The organism is Ensifer sp. ENS06, from assembly GCF_014852205.1.
GTDB lineage: Bacteria > Pseudomonadota > Alphaproteobacteria > Rhizobiales > Rhizobiaceae > Ensifer > Ensifer adhaerens.
Map to the genome: position 1 here is coordinate 691,939 of NZ_JACVBC010000002.1, position 17,374 is coordinate 709,312.

Annotated in this window: 17 protein-coding genes; 7 read left to right on the forward strand and 10 right to left on the reverse strand. The window is 63.6% G+C overall.

Features of this window, described 5'->3' with window-relative positions:
- Positions 1-25 precede the first annotated feature (25 nt).
- Positions 26-1,276 carry an adenylate/guanylate cyclase domain-containing protein gene (locus IB279_RS12600; protein ID WP_112771090.1) on the forward strand — a complete coding sequence of 417 codons (1,251 nt, stop codon included), beginning with the start codon at positions 26-28 and terminating at the stop codon, positions 1,274-1,276.
- 19 nt (positions 1,277-1,295) lie between these two features.
- Here IB279_RS12600 and IB279_RS12605 read toward each other — a convergent pair whose 3' ends face one another.
- The 3 genes from IB279_RS12605 to IB279_RS12615 form a co-directional block, all read right to left on the reverse strand.
- Positions 1,296-1,757, reverse strand: coding sequence for a GNAT family N-acetyltransferase (locus tag IB279_RS12605; RefSeq protein WP_034792558.1), 462 nt, complete (start codon positions 1,755-1,757; stop codon positions 1,296-1,298).
- Positions 1,758-1,800: 43 nt separating this feature from the next.
- Positions 1,801-2,436, reverse strand: a complete 636-nt coding sequence (locus IB279_RS12610; protein ID WP_112771091.1) for a cysteine hydrolase family protein — start codon at positions 2,434-2,436, stop codon at positions 1,801-1,803.
- A gap of 169 nt (positions 2,437-2,605) precedes the next feature.
- The gene (locus IB279_RS12615) at positions 2,606-3,277 is read right to left on the reverse strand and encodes a phosphoribosyltransferase (RefSeq protein WP_112771092.1); all 672 of its coding nucleotides are present in this window, start codon (positions 3,275-3,277) and stop codon (positions 2,606-2,608) included.
- Positions 3,278-3,610: 333 nt separating this feature from the next.
- Here IB279_RS12615 and IB279_RS12620 point away from each other — a divergent pair, with 333 nt between their 5' ends.
- Together IB279_RS12620 and IB279_RS12625 are read left to right on the forward strand one after the other, a co-directional pair.
- Positions 3,611-4,855 carry a diguanylate cyclase gene (locus IB279_RS12620; protein ID WP_181529501.1) on the forward strand — a complete coding sequence of 415 codons (1,245 nt, stop codon included), beginning with the start codon at positions 3,611-3,613 and terminating at the stop codon, positions 4,853-4,855.
- 153 nt (positions 4,856-5,008) lie between these two features.
- Positions 5,009-5,503 (forward strand): CreA family protein, encoded by a 495-nt coding sequence (locus IB279_RS12625; RefSeq protein WP_034792543.1) that lies wholly within the window; start codon positions 5,009-5,011, stop codon positions 5,501-5,503.
- 244 nt (positions 5,504-5,747) lie between these two features.
- Here the strand turns inward: IB279_RS12625 and IB279_RS12630 are convergent, their stop codons facing one another.
- The 3 genes from IB279_RS12630 to IB279_RS12640 all read right to left on the reverse strand — a co-directional run bounded on the left by IB279_RS12630 (position 5,748) and on the right by IB279_RS12640 (position 8,883).
- Complete coding sequence (locus tag IB279_RS12630) at positions 5,748-6,056, reverse strand: hypothetical protein (RefSeq protein ID WP_112771093.1); 309 nt, start codon at positions 6,054-6,056, stop codon at positions 5,748-5,750.
- A 260-nt stretch (positions 6,057-6,316) separates the two neighbouring features.
- Entirely contained in the window at positions 6,317-6,781 is a 465-nt protein-coding gene (locus IB279_RS12635; RefSeq protein WP_034792537.1) for a chemotaxis protein CheW, read from the reverse strand.
- A 2-nt stretch (positions 6,782-6,783) separates the two neighbouring features.
- On the reverse strand, positions 6,784-8,883 hold the full coding sequence (locus IB279_RS12640; protein ID WP_234824424.1) for a methyl-accepting chemotaxis protein: 2,100 nt from the start codon (positions 8,881-8,883) through the stop codon (positions 6,784-6,786).
- A gap of 370 nt (positions 8,884-9,253) precedes the next feature.
- On the opposite strand from IB279_RS12640, the gene IB279_RS12645 reads away from it, so the two are divergent.
- The 3 genes from IB279_RS12645 to IB279_RS12655 all read left to right on the forward strand — a co-directional run bounded on the left by IB279_RS12645 (position 9,254) and on the right by IB279_RS12655 (position 11,386).
- Positions 9,254-9,412, forward strand: a complete 159-nt coding sequence (locus tag IB279_RS12645; RefSeq protein ID WP_034792531.1) for a hypothetical protein — start codon at positions 9,254-9,256, stop codon at positions 9,410-9,412.
- Between the two features lie 337 nt (positions 9,413-9,749).
- Positions 9,750-10,349 (forward strand): SCO family protein, encoded by a 600-nt coding sequence (locus tag IB279_RS12650; RefSeq protein WP_112771202.1) that lies wholly within the window; start codon positions 9,750-9,752, stop codon positions 10,347-10,349.
- A 161-nt stretch (positions 10,350-10,510) separates the two neighbouring features.
- Entirely contained in the window at positions 10,511-11,386 is an 876-nt protein-coding gene (locus tag IB279_RS12655) for a 50S ribosomal protein L11 methyltransferase (RefSeq protein WP_112771095.1), read from the forward strand.
- 71 nt (positions 11,387-11,457) lie between these two features.
- On the opposite strand, the gene IB279_RS12660 is transcribed toward IB279_RS12655, so the two are convergent.
- Entirely contained in the window at positions 11,458-13,215 is a 1,758-nt protein-coding gene (locus IB279_RS12660) for an adenylate/guanylate cyclase domain-containing protein (RefSeq protein WP_089043449.1), read from the reverse strand.
- Between the two features lie 620 nt (positions 13,216-13,835).
- Here IB279_RS12660 and IB279_RS12665 point away from each other — a divergent pair.
- Entirely contained in the window at positions 13,836-15,671 is a 1,836-nt protein-coding gene (locus tag IB279_RS12665) for an aminopeptidase P family protein (protein WP_112771096.1), read from the forward strand.
- Positions 15,672-15,792: 121 nt separating this feature from the next.
- Here IB279_RS12665 and IB279_RS12670 read toward each other — a convergent pair whose 3' ends face one another.
- The 3 genes from IB279_RS12670 to IB279_RS12680 form a co-directional block, all read right to left on the reverse strand.
- A complete protein-coding gene (locus IB279_RS12670; protein WP_034792522.1) occupies positions 15,793-16,032 on the reverse strand; it encodes a hypothetical protein in 240 nt (79 codons plus the stop codon).
- A gap of 182 nt (positions 16,033-16,214) precedes the next feature.
- Complete coding sequence (locus tag IB279_RS12675) at positions 16,215-16,529, reverse strand: AzlD family protein (RefSeq protein ID WP_034792520.1); 315 nt, start codon at positions 16,527-16,529, stop codon at positions 16,215-16,217.
- 2 nt (positions 16,530-16,531) lie between these two features.
- On the reverse strand, positions 16,532-17,248 hold the full coding sequence (locus IB279_RS12680; protein ID WP_112771097.1) for an AzlC family ABC transporter permease: 717 nt from the start codon (positions 17,246-17,248) through the stop codon (positions 16,532-16,534).
- Positions 17,249-17,374 lie beyond the last annotated feature (126 nt).

The following is a 17,374-nucleotide window of genomic DNA, read 5'->3' on the forward strand; positions in this document are numbered from 1 at the left end:
CCCTCGACGCAAAGTGGGTGGAGACATGTCCTGGACGAGCGCTGTTCGCAGCCTGCTGGAGCTGGGCGCCGCAAATGCTGCGGAGGGTGACCGTGAAGGCATCCTCGTCGCGAATGTCGCGGCCTGTGTGATCGTCGTCACCACCACGAGCTTTGCCCTCATCTACGCACTCTATGGCGAGCCGAGCCTCATTCCCCTCGTCTATGCCAATCTCGCGCTAGCCGTCGCGGCAGCCATGACTCCGCTTTTTCATCGCTTCGGCCGCGTCGCGTCAGGGCTTTGGGAATTCGGTATCTGTGTGGTGGTCCTCGTCTGGATCGCCTCCTATGTCGGCCGGGACTCCGGCGTCCTGCTGACGCTGCTCGGCGTGACGCCGGTCGCCTTCGCGATCCTCGGGTTTCAAAACATCGCACTGGTGACGGTCCTCAGCGCCATGGCTGCGATCACGGTCATCGCCGCATCCATCGCGTTTCCTCAGGCGCGGTCGGGTGTCTATGACGACACCCGTTTCCTGCAACTCCTCCATTCGTCGTCGATCATCACGCTTACGCTCATGTGCTTCGCAACGATCTACTATGCCTTCCACCTGGCGAGAGAGGCGCAGGGGCGGCTCGCCCGCCTGATGACGTCGATCATGCCGGACGAGATCGTGGCGCGCCTGCTGCGGAACGAGCGTGAAACGATCATCGACGAATTCGAGCATGCGACTGTTGTCCTGATCGACATCGTCCAGTTCGTGGCCCTGTCAAACAGCCTGGGGCCGGAACGGACGGTCAACCTGCTCAACGAGCTCTTCAGCGAGTTCGATCGCCTGGCCGCAGCAACCGGTGTCGAAAAGATCAAGACCATCGGCGATGCCTATCTTGCGGTGGCGGGCGTGCCCGCCCGGCACCCCACGCCCGAGAAGGCGGCGGCAGTGTTCGGCTTCGGCGCCATCGCCGCGGCCCGCGAGATCGGCGAACGCCATGGCGTCGTCCTCAAGCTGCGCGCTGGCATGGCCTCGGGATCGGTAACGGCTGGCGTGCTTGGGCGAGCGAAATACGCCTATGATATCTGGGGTGCACCCGTGAACCTTGCCGCGCGCCTGGAAGCGATCGGCAAGCCCGACTGCATCACCACCACCGCAGAAATCAGGCAGCGACTAGGCGAGTCTTTCCTGTTCATTTGCTCCGGCCGCGAGGACGTCAAGGGCTTCGGCCCGACTGAGATCTGGACCTCGCGGATGCTGGATCCCGATGCATGTGCCCCTGGCATCCGCGCACACACGGCGAAGTGAGCAGCCGAAAGGAGAGCCCTCAGACCGCCTTGCGATAAACGAGAAACCCCGACTTCTCCGCCACCTTGTCGTAAAGCGTCATCGCCGTCTCATTGGTCTCGTGCGTCATCCAGTAGACGCGTGGCGCGCCGACGGCACGTGCCGCCTCATAGACGCCCTCAATCAACGCTCGTCCGACGCCCTTGCCGCGGGCTTCCGCATTGGTGAAGAGGTCCTGTAGGTAGCAGTTCGGCTGGATCATCGTCGTGCTGCGGTGGAAGAGGTAGTGCGTAAGCCCGATCAGCCGCCCTTCGCTCTCCGCCACCAGCGCATGCACCGGCTCGTAGGCGTCGAAAAAGCGCGACCAGGTCATGGCGGTGATCGCCGGGTCCAGCGCGGTTTCGCCGGAGCGGCCGTAGAAGGCGTTGTAGCCGTCCCAGAGCGGCAGCCATTGTTCGTAGTCGGTCCGGGCTATCGGGCGGATGTGAAGCTTGTCGGTCATTTGTCGGTCCTGTGATCGATTGGATGGAGCGGCACTGCGGCCCCTAGCGTTTGGTCATCGCAGCGGTGATTGCCTGAACGTCGGTCATGATCGCATCGCCCATGAAGGCGATGTTTTCCATCGCGCGCTCACCGGCCTCGTGATGCCCTGCCCCGCAGGCGTCACGCACGACGACGGGCACCAGGCCGAGATCGGTCGCATGGCGCACGGTCGGGTCGATGCCGATTTCCGTGGCGATGCCGCAGATGGCGAAGGAAGTAAGCCCGAGGTCGCGCAGGATCATGGCGAGCGGCGTGCCCTCGAAGGCGGAAAACGTGATCTTGTCGAGGATCGCCTCGTCGTCACGGGGCGCAAGTTCTGGCACCAGCTCGAAGCCCGGCGTGCCGCGCAGAAACCAGGGGCGCACCGCATCCGGATCGTCTGTCCGCTGCCAGGCCATCGCCTGGCGTAGCTGGAAGGCGCCCATCAGCGGCCTCGGCATCGACAGATGCCGGAGAAAGATCACCGGAAACCCGCCGGCCCGCGCAGCGTCCAGCACCTTCAGCACCTTGGAAAGCACCGCCGGGCCGTTCTTGACCTGATTGGTAATCCCCACCTGCATGTCGTAGACGATGAGCGCCATCCGCTCCGGCCGGCAGAAATCCTCAAGCGTCTTTCCGATTTCCAGTTTCGCGGCCATGACATCTCCTCCGGGCGCCTCCTCCGGCGCCCTCTCCCGGCAACATCGCGCGCCGGGAATGTGGCGCGGGAGAAGGAGGCTTGCAAGACGGTTTCGGCCGCCTCGCGCAACTATTCGGATGCCTGGCGGAAATCGCGGCAACCGGAGCCCGGCTTGCCCGGAACATGGATCAATCGCGCTCGTTGCGCAGCCGCGCCTTCTCCATCAGCGCCAGCACCTCTTCGTCTGCCGTCTGCTCGAAATTGCGGTAGTACAGGCCGACGGCACGGAAGGCGAAGGGCGTGGCGAGGCAGACGATGCGATCGACCTGGCTGCGCAGTTCGGTAAGTTCGCTTTTCGGCGCCACCGGAACAGCAAGCACGAGGCGCCCCGCCCCCATTCGCCGCAGCGCCTTGATCGCCGCCCGCACGGTGCCGCCGGTGGCGATGCCGTCGTCGACGAGGATTACATCACGGCCCCGGGCCGACGCCGGCGCGCGGTCGCCGAAATAGAGCGTGCGGCGGCGCAGGATCTCGGCGCGCTGGCGCTCCGTTTCGGCCTCCAGATAGCCTTTCGGCGGACGGACCAGCCGGATCGCCCGACGGTTGAGCACCAGTTCCGGCTCCTCGCCATCGACCAGAGCGCCCAGACCGAATTCCTCATGCCCAGGCGCGCCGATCTTGCGCACGATCAGGATTTCCAGCGGCGCCGCAATATGGACGGCGATTTCATAGGCGACCGGAACGCCTCCGCGCGGCAGCGCCATGACGAGCGGATCGTCAAGACCCTTGTCTTCGACCGCACGCGCCAGCTGGCGCCCGGCATCCGCCCTGTCCTCGAAGAGCCACGTTGCCGTGAACATGTCGCCTCTCCCGGTTCATCCTGCTGCGTGAGTATCGGGCCCTGAAAACAAGGCGCGCGCATGCCTGGCCGGAGGCTCGGATCGCGCCGCCCGAAGGGCCTCGCCCCGGGGCTGCGGGCGGTACCGTTCATGCACGCCTCTTCGCCTGCCGGCGTGCCGCCCCACGGTTGATCGGGCGCCGTTGTGAACAACCGTGCCAATCCCGACCAATCGCTAAAATTGCAACGGATTTCGCCGGGTTTCGTTAAGGCGCCATCGCTACCAATTGGCGTCACATATCTGGCTGAGACGCAAGCCGCCTTTGTTGATTTTAGCACGACAGGCCGTTTCGAAATGAGCTTTCTCCCTGCCATATCGATCATCGCTCTTCTGGCGATGCTCCCGGTGCTGATTTCCCTGCGGGCCTCCATGGTCGAGGGGGGCACGGATTTTGCAGCCGCCTGCGCCATCGCAGCGGCGGCAACGCTGTTTCTGATGCTATCCGAGATCCCGGCGCTGCGGCCGTTGTCGCTGATCGGCATCGTCTTTCTCATTGGCGCCTGTCTTTTCGTGCTCTCGGGCTTTCACCGGGCGCTCGGTGTCCTCCGGCCGATGTCGACGCCGCTGGTCGCTGCCGCCTCGATTTCGGCCGTGGTGGTGCTGATTGCCGCCTTCGGCCCGCACAGCGCGACATTGCACGCACTGTCGGCCGTCGGCATCGCCGCCGCCTTCGTGCTGATCATCGCCGTCTGTTCGCAGCACCGGCGCGCAGCGCCCGGGCCGATCGAGCGCCTCTGCGTCATCGGCTGCGCCGCCATCGGCTGTTCCGCCCTGATCGCGGTCACGATTTTCTCGCCGATCGCCCACGGGACCGCCGAAACCCCGCTTGCGTCGGCCAGCTGGGACTTCGCCTGCGTCGTGCTTAGATATTTCTACCTGCCTGTGCTGTTCCTCGGCGTGATCCTGATGATCCAGAACCGGGTGATCACCGACCTCAAGAGCGCCATTGCCCGTGACGAGCTGACGGGCGCCCTGTCGCGCCGCGCGCTGCTCGACCTCGGACAGCGGGCGCTGACAGTGGGTTTTGCGCGCCAGAGACCCGTCACCTTCCTGCTGCTCGATCTCGACTATTTCAAGCAGATCAACGACCGCTACGGCCATGCGGTCGGCGACACGGCGCTCGGCCACTTCGCCGGCACGGTCGCCGCCTGTCTCGGCGGGCGCGGCACGCTCGGGCGCATCGGCGGCGAAGAGTTCGGCATCGTCCTGCCCAATCACTCGGAAGATGCCGCCTTTGCGGTGGCTGAGGAGATCGGTCGCACGGTGCGCGATACGCCGATCGGCCGCTTCGACCGCCCCATCCGGCTGACAGTGAGCATTGGCCTTGCCGAGGCCGAGCCCGGAGATACGATCAGCGACATCATGATCCGCGCCGACATGGCGCTCTACGACGCCAAAGCCGACGGCCGCGACCGCTGCACCATCGCCGGCCGCTTCCAGCCCGAGGCCAGCGCACGGGCTCTTGCCGCCGCCGCCGCGCAAATGCGCGCTGCCGACCACCGAAACCTCGAGCCGCAGCTTCTTCGCGGCACCGGTTGAGCCGGCACGCCTTGTAAAGCCAATTCCCGAACCTATGTGAACCTGGCTGCCCGAGCGCATGCCTTCCCGGGGATTGCCTCGGCAAAAACATGCGTCAATTCAAAATGCTACGGCGACCTTGCGTGAGACGTCAGGCGCTGCAGGAGGACATCCATGTCGCGTTCGCTTCGTGCGCTCTTTTTTGCCGGCCTTGCCATAGCCGCCACAGCCCTGCCCGCTCGCGCCGAAACAGTCGGCGAAGTCGGGGTCGACTGGCTCGGCAACGACATCATGATCGATGCCGTGAGCGACCCGAAGATCAAGGGTGTGACCTGCCACGTGACCTATTTCGACCGCAGCGTCATCGACCGGCTGAAGAACGGCAACTGGTTCGAGGATCCGTCGAACAATTCGATCGCCTGCCGGCAGACCGGCCCGATCGAAATCGGCGACATCGATCTTTCCAAGGAAGGCGAGGAAGTGTTTCGCGCCGGCTTGTCGCTCGTCTGGAAGAACCTGCTCGTCACACGGATCTACGACCGAAGGAACGATACGCTGATCTATCTGGCGCATTCGCGCGAATTGACGGATGGCTCTGCCAAGATGTCGATCACCACCATTCCGCTCTACGGCCAGACGGTCAACTGGCAGAACGGCAAGCCGCAGTAGGAGCGGTCCCTGCCGCCGGCATCGGCGTGCAAGGCGATCGGTCAAAGGTTGAAAGCGTCCGCCGCTTTGCGGGCGCTTCCGAAACCTCTTCGGTGCGAAACAGGGAGAAGTCTGGGAGCAACCCGTTCCGCTTTTGTAAGCACCTGACGTTCCGTGCGTTCACACGAACCTACGTGAACTCCCTGGCGCATTCATGCCAAATCGAATTTCCGCTTTCAACGTTTCCACTTCACCGCGGGATGATCTAGTAGGCCGTCGGCGGAACGATGCCCTGGTAGTAGTCGCCATCACCGCCCTGGTATCCGCCATAGGGGTTGCGATCACGGTAGACCGGCGTCGGCGTCGGCGCCGACATTCTGTTGATGCTGCCCGTCGACATCGTGTCAACCGAAGCGCTCGGCCGCTTCATTGGCGTCATCATCTTGTGTGTGTTCTGTGTTCCGGGAGGATTGTTGACGTCGATGCCCTGGTAATAGCTGTCGGCCAAGGCCGGTCCGGCGATGACCATCGTAACGGAGAGCACGGCGGCGAGTTTCCTGAGAGAGATTGTCATAGGTTCAACTCCTGTTGACGGGACCAGGCACCCGGCCTCCGTTCGGGCACCCGGCAACACCGGTAAAGTAGTACAAGTAACCCGCCCAGCCACTTGACGTTTTGTCACAATGGCATCGCCCAAGCGTGAAGTTCATTGCCGAAGTTTAACTTGACCGTATCGTTCCAGTACGTGCGGAAACGGTCTGAAAACACGCCGAAACGCAAGAAAGCCCCGGCGCCGATGCACCGGGGCTTTCTCAGATAAGGAACAAGCTTGCGTCAGGCGGCCTGGGCCAACTCGTCCGCAATGACGGTATCGAGGTTGAGGAAGCAGACCATGGTCTTTTCCAAAGCGACGATGCCGCGGCAGAAGGCGCGCTGCGCTTCCGGGATGATCTCCGGCGCCGGCTGCAGCGCCTCGCTCTTGATCGTCATCATGTCCGAGACCTGCTCGACCAAGAGGCCAACGAGCTTGCCGGCGATGTCGGTGACGATGATCGCCGAGCGCTCGGACGGCTCGGTCATCTTCATGCCGAGGCGGGCCGCCATGTCGATGACCGGGATCACCGCGCCGCGCAGGTTGATGAGGCCGAGCACGTAGGGCGGCGTATGCGGCATCGGCGTTACCGGCGCCCAGCCGCGGATTTCGCGGATCGCCATGATATCGATGCAGAATTCCTGGTCGCCGAGGTGGAACGACACGATTTCGAGATAGGCGCCGGACTGCTTGATTGCGTTGCTCATGTTCAGAATTCTTCCCAGTTTTCACCGGAGGCCGTCGTCGACGGCACCGAGCCCGGTTTGTTGCCGAATGCGCCCGCAAGCTTGCCCATCAGGGCCTTGGCGGGAGATGGAGTTGGAAACGAGGCCATTTTGGCAGCGCCGATCTTGCGCAGCGGCACCGCTTCGCTGGTGCCCTTGGCTGCCGGCCGCTGAACGGCTGAAACCGAAGGTGTTTTCGTCTGCACCGGCGCAGCGGTCCTCGCCGCGGGCGTCACAGGCGCCGGCGCCGCCGTCGGCATGGCGCGCTGCATCGTGTGCCCTTCGCGGAACTGGCCGACGAGGTCCGTCAGGCGTTCGGCGTCCTGCGCCAGCGTGTGGCTGGAGGCATTGGTCTGTTCGACCATGGCGGCGTTCTGCTGCGTCATCTGGTCGAGTTGGCCGACGGCCGTGCTGATCTCGTTGAGACCCGTCGACTGTTCGCGCGCCGCCATCACGATCGCGGTCATCAGTTCGTTGATGCGCGCGACATCGGTGCCGATCCGCCCGAGCGCCTCGCCGGTCGCCTGCACCAGCTTGACACCGGTGCCGACCTCGCTGCCGGAGCGGCTGACGAGCGCCTTGATGTCCTTGGCGGCACCGGCGGCGCGCTGCGCCAGCTCGCGCACTTCCTGCGCCACGACCGCAAAGCCCTTGCCGGCTTCGCCCGCGCGCGCCGCCTCGACGCCGGCATTGAGCGCCAGAAGGTTGGTCTGGAAGGCGATCTCGTCGATGACGTTGATGATCTTGCCGATTTCGTTCGAGGCACCCTCGATGCGGGCCATGGCGGCGATCGCCTGGCCGACGATGCGGCCGGACTCCTCGGCATTGGTGCGGGTCTGGTCGACCATCTGGCTCGCCTCTTCGGCGCGCTGGGTCGCGGTGCGGACCGTCACGGTGATTTCGTCGAGGGCTGCCGAGGTCTGCTCCAGCGAAGCGGCTTGCCGCTCGGTGCGGCGCGCCAGGTCGTCGGCCGCCGTGCGCATCTGCCGCCCGTTGGATTCGATCGAAAGCGCATTGTCCTTGACGCTCGAAAGCACCACGCGCAGCCGCTCGACCGTCTGGTTGAAGTTCTGCCGGAGCTGGTCGAGATTGCCGTCGAACGGTCGGTCGATGGCAACGGCAAGGTCACCCTCGGCAAGCTGGGTCAGCGCGCGGCCGAGATTGTCGATCGCCGCCTGGATACGGCGCACCGCCTCCTCGCGTTCCTGCTGCTGCTGTTCGCGTTCCTTCTCGATCTCGCGGCGGCTGTGGGCAGCACTCTGTTCGAGAGATTGCTTTTCGATTGCCGACAGGCGGAAGAGGTCGACGGAGCGCGCCATGGCGCCGATTTCATCGCCGCGGTCGAGCGCTTCCAGCTTGGTCGAAAGTTCGCCCTTCTGGATCCGCTGCATGCCATCGCGCAGGGAGAGAATGCCGCGCCTGAGCGTGCTGCCATGGAACCAGAGCAGATAAAGCAGCGTCGCCATGGCGATGAGGCCGGAGGCGAGCTGAAGCTGGAACGCCTCGTCGGAGGTGGCGCGCGCCTCGGCAACGCGCGTCTGAACCAGCGTCGTCGCTGCTTCGGAAAGGCCGGCGAGCGCCGTGGCGACCCGTTCGCCGGCACCGTCGATCGCGTCGTCGATCTTGCCGAAGTCGTCAGCCGAAGCCTTGCCTTCGATCAGTGCCTTCAGGTCCGTTCCGATCGCCTGGCGCAGTTCCGCCACATCGGCGTCAAAGGTCGAAAGCGCATCGCTGCCGCCAATGAGGCCGGCAAGCGCCTTGATATCGGTCGATTTCGTCTCAAGCAGTTTCAGGATCTCGGCGATGCTGGCGGCGCGCGCCGGCTGGATCGCGCCCTCCTCGCGGTCGATGATGCTGTCCATCGCATTGAGCACGAGATTGGTGGTCGCAAGCCGGACCTCGTCGACCGTGGTCAGCCCGTTCTGCGCGGCGAGCGCGCCCTGCAGGGCATCGTTCGCCTGCCGGCCCTCGTACCAGGCGACCCCGAGCACGGAGCCAAACCCGACGAAAGCGGCACCGGCAAGCGTTGCCAGCCGCTGGCTTACGGAAAGATTGTGCTTCAATGGGGAAGATGCGGCGGTCATAGACATTCCATGCTCACGGACCCGGCGCGGGCCGGATCCTCCGTTAGGATCGATGCGGAAAACCGGGCTCGATCAAACCGGATGACCTCATGTCATGTCGGAGCACAACGCTCCCCCGCGCTGGAAAAACACTGTCAAACAGACCTTAAACATTCGCTAAGGCGCCTCGCCGATCCCCAGGGAAAGCGCCTTATTTTCGAGATCGCGCATATTTACTGCAAGCGCCGGTTTTCCCGGCATTTGAGGGCACAATCCATCAGCACGCCGGGTGCCGGTTTTGACACCGATCTCGTGACAGGCCCAGACAGACCCACGGTCCGCCGACGGCGCGCCCGCTTCCCCTTGCCGCCCGAACTGTTATGATGACGCCATGAACACGAAGACCGAGCGCTCGATCCGCCTTCCTCTCGTCGCAACCCTTGCGGCCGCGATCGCCGTCGTGCTGCTGCTTGCCTTCCGCGGCTGGATGGAAAACGGCGCCGAGATGTTCCTGGCACTCGCCCAGTCCGGCCTTTCCTGGTGTTTTTAGCGCGGCCACGCTTCTAAGTTTTGCCCCTTACCCTAACCTTCTCCCCGCTTGCGGGAAGAAGGGACGAAAGCGAGCGAAACGTCGCCGTGCGGTTCTTCTGCGGTGGGTGTTGGCGCACTGAGGCTCATTGTCGGAGCGGGAGGTGGCCGTGCGGTCCCTTCTCCCCGTCACGACGAAGGTCGCGGCAGCGGGATGAGTGGCAGCCGCCCGACAAAATGCTCGCCCCGCTGCCACAACCTGCGGCAATTGTCCCATTTGCGCGGGGTCCGTGAAGGCGGTATCAAGGGCCGATCAACCGGACACGGCCGTCTTCGGCCCCAACAAATCGGTAGCACGCATGAAAACCATCCGCATCGTCCTTTGGGCCGCCGTCGTCGTCATGGCGGGTATCCTGGGCTGGCTGACCTATGAAATGACCCAGTCGAAAGAGCAGGCCGCCTCCGGCCCCTTCGGCGTTCCCTTCACGCTGGTTGCCCAGGACGGCAAGGAAATCACCGAGAAGGCCTTCACCGGCAAGCCGACCGCGCTCTTCTTCGGCTTTACCCATTGCCCCGAGGTCTGCCCGACGACACTGTTCGAACTGAACGGCTGGCTGGAAAAGGTCGACCCCAAAGGCAACAAGCTGCAGGCCTATTTCATCACCGTCGACCCTGAGCGCGACACGCCCGAAATCCTCGGCCAGTACGTCTCCAACGTCTCCAAGCGCATCACCGGCATTTCCGGCCCGGCCGACAAGGTCATGGAGATGGTCAAGGGCTTCCGCGTCTACGCCAAGAAGGTTCCGGTCGACGCCGCAAAGCCCGACGGCGACTACACCATGGACCACACCGCATCGGTGTTCCTGCTCGACGCCAACGGCAAGTTCTCCGGCACCATCGCCTACGAGGAAAACCCGGAGACGGCGGTAAAGAAGCTGGAAAACCTGACCAAGGGCTGAGCCCTTCGATCCTGACCTGAAGATGCAAGCGCCGGCCCCGTCCGGCTCTTTGCCTTTGTAGGGCAATCGTGATAGCGCACAGCACACGATTGCCGACGCTTGAGCGCACCCCTTTCAGGGCTTGGTGCGGGCGGCGGATTTGCCAGCCGAAGGACGGACCCTTGAGCGAGATCAGACTTTTCGTCACCACCACCGAGAAGCAGGCGGAAGCCGTGCTCGACCGCATGAGCGAGGTCTTCGGCGAAGAGGACTATGCCATCGGCACGACGGAAGTCGACGAGAAGCGCGACATCTGGGAAGCCTCGATCTACATGATGATGGTCGACGAGGAGAGCGTGGGCGAACGTCTCACCGAAGCGCTCTCTGAAAACTTCGCTCATCTCCCGATCGAGCGCGAAGTGCTGCCGGATATCGACTGGATCGCCAAGTCACTCGAGGGCCTGGCGCCGGTGCGCGCCGGTCGCTTCGTCGTGCACGGCTCGCATGACCGCGACAAGGTCAAGACCGGCGAAATCGCCATCGAGATCGACGCCGGCCAGGCCTTCGGCACCGGCCATCACGGCACCACCGCCGGCTGCCTCGAAGTGCTGGCGACCGTCGCGCGCACCCGCACCGTGCGCAACGTGCTCGATCTCGGCACCGGCAGCGGCGTGCTGGCGATCGCCGCCTGGAAACTGATGCACGTGCCGGTCCTTGCCACCGACATCGACCCGATCGCCACCCGCGTTGCCGAAGAAAACGCCCGGGTCAACGGCGTCGTTACCGGCATGACCTTTGCGACCGCCCCTGGCTTTCACTCGACAGCCTTCAGCTCCAACGGCCCCTTCGATCTGATCATCGCCAACATCCTTGCCCGCCCCTTGATGAAGATGGCGCCGCAGCTCGTCGCCAACCTCGCCCCCGGTGGCTCGGTCATTCTCTCGGGCATTCTCGCCGAACAGCGCTGGAAAGTGCTCGCCCATTACAACGGCCAGCACCTGCGCCACGTGCGCACCATCTGGCGCAATGGCTGGGTGACGATTCATCTGGAGAAGTAAGCCGCTTCACACGGAGGTGACACATCGACGGCAGACTTCAATGAGAAGCTGCCGACACCGAGGTGCGCGGCCTACCCCTTTGCCGGACCGGAGGACGGAGCGATAAGCGCTCCTGCTTTGCGGAAGCCACTCAGCCAAAGTTCCGCATCTTCAGGCAAGGCGCACATCTTCGCCGTGTTTCGAGCATAGACTTCCGTGTCAAACGCTTGCGGCATTGCGTGCATTATGGCTGCCGCCTCCTCGGCTCGGCCAAGCTGGGCCAGACACGCCGCCTGGTTCAGCCTGAAGAAGATCGGCGGATCGATAAGGCTTCCGTAGGCTGCCAGCGCCGCATCGAACCGGCGCACCAGATAGTGGCAATCGCCCAGACTGGAGAGGAACGCCGGCGGCAGGAGCGGCTCGAACTTGCAGCCCCGTTCGACAAGAGCCAACCCTTCTTCGTGTAGCCCCGCATAGGAAACGATCATGCCTCGGGCAACGAGACCGTTGATATCGCGCGGGCTCATCGAGATCGCGATGCCCGAGTAGCGCATGGCGTCGTCAACTCTCCCGACCAACAGCAAGCAGGCGGCAACGGTGGAAAGCACGAATGGATCGTTCTTGTCGGCAGCGATTGCTCGCGCTGCGAACTCCTGGCACTCGGCCTCAAGCTTGGCATCCGTCGCCGCGTTCGGCTCGCTGAACCGCCAATAGGCATAAAGCAGCGCCAGCGAGGCGAGTGCGGGCGCATAGGCCGGGTCGAGGACAATCGCCTGCTGCATGTGTTCGCGCGCACCCGGTTCGTCTCCATTGCGCCAGGCGGCCCCTGCCCGCAGCCACGATGTATAGGCAGAGATGTTCGTCTTGGCGCTCCTGGCACGAACGACACCCGCAACCTCTTGCAGATTGAAGAACAGCCGCGCGACGATCGCCTCCACGATTTCATCCTGAACCGCAAAGATGTCGGCCATTTCGCGATCGAACCGCTCGGCAAAGACGTTTGCACCGGTCTGTGCTTCGATCAATTGCACCGAGGCGCGCAGGCGCTGGCCGGCCAGCCGGACACTGCCTTCAAGCACGAAGTCTGCGCCAAGTTCTTGCCCCACGTTCGCCGCGTTTACCGATTGCCCCCTGTAACTCGAGGTGGTGTTTCTGGCGACGACAGAGAGATTTCGGAATCGACTCAACTCGGTGATCATGTCCTCGGTAATGCCGTCGGCGAAGTAGTCCTGGTCCGCATTACCCGACATGTTTGTGAAGGGAAGAACCGCGATGGTGGTAAATTCCTTGCCGCGGGAAGGCGGCACCCCCGCGAGCGGACGTGCCGTTTCCATCCCGAAGGTCCGGACGGGTGCCGCAATGTTCTTGAGCTGCACCAGTCCGAGATCCTTCATCACGACGGGGATTTTGCCTTGAATCTCATTGTGAACCTTTTCCGACATGCAGAGGCCACCGGGCTCGGCCAACGCCTCCAGCCGAGCGGCGATGTTGACGCCCTCGCCATAGATGTCGGAGCCCTCGCCGATCACATCGCCCATGTTGATGCCGATGCGGAGCAAGATCTGGCGAGATTCGGAAACGCCGGCATTCGCCTCCTTCATCTTTCGCTGGAGTTCAATGGCCGCCTCAGCGGCGTCCACCGCGCTGGCGAACTCAACCAGTACACCGTCACCCATCAATTTGACGATGCGTCCTCCGTGCGCCTTAACAACGGGATCGAGCACGTGGTTTCGTCGTTGCTTCAACGTTTCGTACGTTCCGGCCTCGTCGGCTTCCATCATGCGGGAGTAGCCGACCACGTCGGCAACGAGGATCGCAACCAAGCGACGGTGGATGGGCTTCTCGACCACGCTCCCAGCTCTCCTCCGGGTGATGCACCCCGTTCGGAAATCGAACGTCTCCCACAATATCGGATTATGACGTGCAGCTAAATCACCCCGCCGCACGCACGCGAATGCGGCGCGTCAGCCGCAAGGCAAAGTGGGAAAAACGAAAAGGCCGCCTCGTCCATCATGACGGGCGGCCTTTCGAAACTAAGGCGATGCCAGAGGCATCGCCTGCTGGTTGGCTTGTGGCCAACCATGCCCGCGAGCCTGAGGAGGAGGAGTGCTCGAGCGGGCGTCTACCGTTCCGAAGCTGACCACCCTTGAGGGAGGAGGAGAACAGAGTGACCAACTATTCTCGGAACCGCAGCTTTTTGAACCACCGGATGTTCGTCCGTGTTCGTTGAGGCGGCTTATAAACTATTATTCCGATAGAGAAAGAGTTTTCTGAGCATGGGTGCCATGCGCTGAGCGCATATGTATGGTAAATGAGCAATTGCCCTCCTATCAGGGTGCAACCGCAGCGTTGCGCGGACCGGGGATCAGGTCACCCTGCAGGATATCGCCTCTTTCCCGGCAAGGGCGATTTCCGCTAACATAGCCCATCTTTTCCCGCGGTTTGCCGCTCAATCTACCGGAATTCCCTCATGTTTCAGTCATTTGAAGTCACCTCCACGCCGCAGTTCGGCAAGGAGCGCACCGAAGCCCTGCGCGCGTCCTTCGCAGCCCTCGGCATCGACGGCTTTCTCGTGCCGCGCGCGGACGAGTTCCAGGGCGAGTATGTGCCGGCCTCCTCCGAGCGCCTGTCCTGGCTCACCGGTTTTACCGGCTCGGCCGGCGTCGCCCTCATCACGCAGCGTGAAGCGGTCGTCTTCGTCGATGGCCGCTACGTCACTCAGTTGAAGGAGCAGGTCGACGGCGCGGTCTTTACCGGCGGCGACCTCATCGGCGAGCCGCCGCATCTCTGGTTGGAAAACCATGGAGCCAAGGGCTTCAAGCTCGGCATCGATCCCTGGGTCCACACCGGCGCCGAAGTGCGCCGGCTGGAAAAGGCGCTCGCTTCCCTCGGCGGTTCGCTCGTCTTCCTCGATCACAACCCGCTCGACAGGATCTGGACGAACCGTCCGGCTGCCCCGCTCGGGAAGGTGACGATCCAGCCGATCGAACATGCGGGCACGCTTGCCAAGGACAAGATCGCGACGATCGCAGCCGGCCTTTCCAAGACGGGCGCCGAAGCCGTCGTGCTGACCGACCCCTCGTCCGTCGCCTGGACATTCAACATACGCGGGTCCGACGTGCCGCACACGCCGCATCCGCTGGCCCGCGCCATCATCCACGCCGACGGCCGCGCCGAACTTTTCCTCGACAAGCGCAAGACCGGCATCGAGCAGGAGGCCTACCTCACCCAGATCGCCGACATCGTCGCACCGTCGACCTTCGACGACCGTCTGCGGGCTCTCGGCACCGCCGGCGCCTCCGTCATGATCGATCCCGATCTCGCCTCCTTCGCCATTTCCGAACTGATCCGCGCCAAGGGCGGCAAGGTCGTCGAAGCGGTCGATCCCGCCCGCCTGCCCCGCGCCCAGAAGAACACGGCCGAGATCGAAGGCTCGAGCCGCGCCCATCTGCAGGATGGTGCGGCCATGGTCGAGTTCCTCGCCTGGCTCGACAGCCAACAGCCCGGCACAGTCACCGAGATCGGTGCCACCAACCAGCTGGAAGCCGCCCGCGCCACCGTCGGCGAGCGCATGCAGAACCCGCTGAAGGACATCTCCTTCGACACGATATCCGGCGCCGGCGCGCACGCGGCGATCATGCACTACCGCGTCACCACGGCCACCGACCAGGCAATCGAAGCGGGCACCATGTTCCTGATCGATTCCGGCGCGCAGTATATCAACGGCACCACCGACATCACCCGCACGGTGGCCGTCGGCGCCGTGCCTGAAGAGCAGAAACGCTTCTTCACCCTGGTGCTGAAGGGCATGATTGCGATCAGCACGGCGCGCTTCCCCAAGGGCTCGCGCGGCGTGGATCTCGACCCCTTGGCGCGCATCGCGCTCTGGAAGGCGGGCGCCGACTATGCCCACGGCACCGGCCACGGCGTCGGCTCCTATCTCTCGGTGCATGAAGGCCCGCAGCGCATCGCCCGTCTTTCGACGCAGGAACTGCTGGCCGGCATGATCCTTTCCAACGAGCCCGGCTACTACCGCCCCGGCGCCTTCGGCATCCGCATCGAGAACCTCATCGTGGTGCAGCCGGCAACGATGGTTGATGGCGGCGACCTGCCGATGCTCGGCTTCGACACGATCACCTACTGCCCGATCGATCGCCGCCTGGTGCTGCCGGCGCTTCTGACCGACGAGGAACTCGCCTGGCTCAACGGCTATCACGCCGAGACGCGCGAAAAGCTGATGCCGCTGCTGGCCAGCGACGAGACGCGCGCCTGGCTGAAGGCCGCAACGGAAGCGCTGTCACGCTGAGTCATGCTCTCTGCTGGGCTCCTGCTGTCGCGGGAGCCCACAAAACGAGCCGTCGCGCAGCCGATAGCGTGCTGCGCCCTCACCCGCCGGACCTTGGTCTCCGGACGTCCTGGTCTCTCGTTCAGATGCCCAGAAGCTTCTTCGCTTCGCCAAGCGTTGCCTCCGAGGCGGCGTGATCGCCAGCCTGGTGCTGTGCCTCACCCTTGGTGCGCAATTCCTTGACCTTGGCCATGTCGGCATCGGACAAGGAAGCGGTCTGCATGGCCGCATCGATCGCCTTCATCATGGTCGGGCATTGATTGGCAAAGGCCGTTGCCGGCGCGAGCGCCAGCAAAAGGGCAATAGAGATCCTGGTCAACATGGTCGCTCCTCCACTGCCGGGAGGCTTCATGCTGCAGTGACGTCGTACGCCACCTAACGAGGGGGGATATGTCCTGCCTCTCCGGCAACGGCAGAGATGATAGTCCAGGATGCGCGCGCCGCCAATCGAAACGGGCGCAACACATCCGTCCACGGCTTCGCACACCACCGCGGACGGGCGTCCTACATCACCAGATGCCGGATCACCATGACAACCACCCAGCCGATGACGAGCATGCGCAGTGTTGAGAGATTCAGCCCAAGCGCGATGGCAAAGGCGACGAACATGGCGATCGTCACGTCGAGCCCGCCATAGACGAAGGCCGGCGCCACCAGCGTCGTCAGAACGGCTGCGGGAACGGCGTTGAGCGCCGCCTCCAGCCGCGGCGGGATCTCTTTCATCTGGGTGATCAGGATATAGCCGCCGACACGCGTCAGGAAGGTCGCAACGGCCGCCGCGATGATCAGGTAGATGAGATTCAGGTGTTGCGGATCCATGTTCACGCCTCCTTCTCGACACCCGTCGGTGCCACTGCCCGCTCGCTTGGCGGCAGACAGGCGGCAAGAATGATGCCGGCTAGTGCTCCGATGCTGACATGCCATGGCGAGCCGACGAAATGCATGCCGGCGACGGATGCAAGCCCCGAGACGATGACGATCGGCAGGAACCGGTCACGCTTGCGGAAGCCCATGACGAGCCCCATGAAATAGACCGGCAACAGGACATCAAGGCCGATCGCCTTGGGGTCACCGATCATCTGCCCGAAGATCGCGCCGACCAGCGTGTTGATGATCCACGGGATGTAGATCACGAGACCGAAGCCGAGATACCAGGCAAAGGTGATCGGCAAGCCGCGCTCGCCGCGCTTTTCGGTCTCGGCATATTGCGGATCGACCAGCAGGAAGAAGGCGAGGAACTTCTGCCCGAAGGTGAAGTGCCGGACATATTTGGCGATCGAGGCCGAATAGAGCACGTGGCGGAAGTTGACCGCAAAGACGGAGAGCACCACCAGCCAGGGCTGGACGTTGTTGCCGAAGAGCTCGATGCCGACCATCTGGCTGGCGCCGGCATAGACGGTCGCGCTCATTAACACCGCATCGGCAATGGTGAAGCCATTGTCGACCGCAAGCGCCCCGAACAGCGCACCGAAGGGCGATGCTGCCAGCATGATGGGAAAGCCGCCGCGGACCCCTTCCCAGAATTCATCTTTTTTCATGGAAACCTCCGCCGGCCGAGGCGATGACGCGCCATGCGGCCGGTGCCGGACTGATAGGCGCTTGCGCCCCCGGCAACAATTCAAATGCGCTGATACAATGATTGAATTTTATGATGCCTCGGCGAA

What these genes read in the sequence shown, in the direction of transcription:
- IB279_RS12600 (WP_112771090.1), top strand. Translation starts at nt 26, where the DNA reads ATGTCCTGGACGAGCGCTGTTCGCAGCCTGCTGGAGCTGGGCGCCGCA.
- IB279_RS12605 (WP_034792558.1), bottom strand. Translation starts at nt 1,757, where the DNA reads ATGACCGACAAGCTTCACATCCGCCCGATAGCCCGGACCGACTACGAA.
- IB279_RS12610 (WP_112771091.1), bottom strand. Translation starts at nt 2,436, where the DNA reads ATGGCCGCGAAACTGGAAATCGGAAAGACGCTTGAGGATTTCTGCCGG.
- IB279_RS12615 (WP_112771092.1), bottom strand. Translation starts at nt 3,277, where the DNA reads ATGTTCACGGCAACGTGGCTCTTCGAGGACAGGGCGGATGCCGGGCGC.
- IB279_RS12620 (WP_181529501.1), top strand. Translation starts at nt 3,611, where the DNA reads ATGAGCTTTCTCCCTGCCATATCGATCATCGCTCTTCTGGCGATGCTC.
- IB279_RS12625 (WP_034792543.1), top strand. Translation starts at nt 5,009, where the DNA reads ATGTCGCGTTCGCTTCGTGCGCTCTTTTTTGCCGGCCTTGCCATAGCC.
- IB279_RS12630 (WP_112771093.1), bottom strand. Translation starts at nt 6,056, where the DNA reads ATGACAATCTCTCTCAGGAAACTCGCCGCCGTGCTCTCCGTTACGATG.
- IB279_RS12635 (WP_034792537.1), bottom strand. Translation starts at nt 6,781, where the DNA reads ATGAGCAACGCAATCAAGCAGTCCGGCGCCTATCTCGAAATCGTGTCG.
- IB279_RS12640 (WP_234824424.1), bottom strand. Translation starts at nt 8,883, where the DNA reads ATGACCGCCGCATCTTCCCCATTGAAGCACAATCTTTCCGTAAGCCAG.
- IB279_RS12645 (WP_034792531.1), top strand. Translation starts at nt 9,254, where the DNA reads ATGAACACGAAGACCGAGCGCTCGATCCGCCTTCCTCTCGTCGCAACC.
- IB279_RS12650 (WP_112771202.1), top strand. Translation starts at nt 9,750, where the DNA reads ATGAAAACCATCCGCATCGTCCTTTGGGCCGCCGTCGTCGTCATGGCG.
- IB279_RS12665 (WP_112771096.1), top strand. Translation starts at nt 13,836, where the DNA reads ATGTTTCAGTCATTTGAAGTCACCTCCACGCCGCAGTTCGGCAAGGAG.
- IB279_RS12670 (WP_034792522.1), bottom strand. Translation starts at nt 16,032, where the DNA reads ATGTTGACCAGGATCTCTATTGCCCTTTTGCTGGCGCTCGCGCCGGCA.
- IB279_RS12675 (WP_034792520.1), bottom strand. Translation starts at nt 16,529, where the DNA reads ATGGATCCGCAACACCTGAATCTCATCTACCTGATCATCGCGGCGGCC.
- IB279_RS12680 (WP_112771097.1), bottom strand. Translation starts at nt 17,248, where the DNA reads ATGAAAAAAGATGAATTCTGGGAAGGGGTCCGCGGCGGCTTTCCCATC.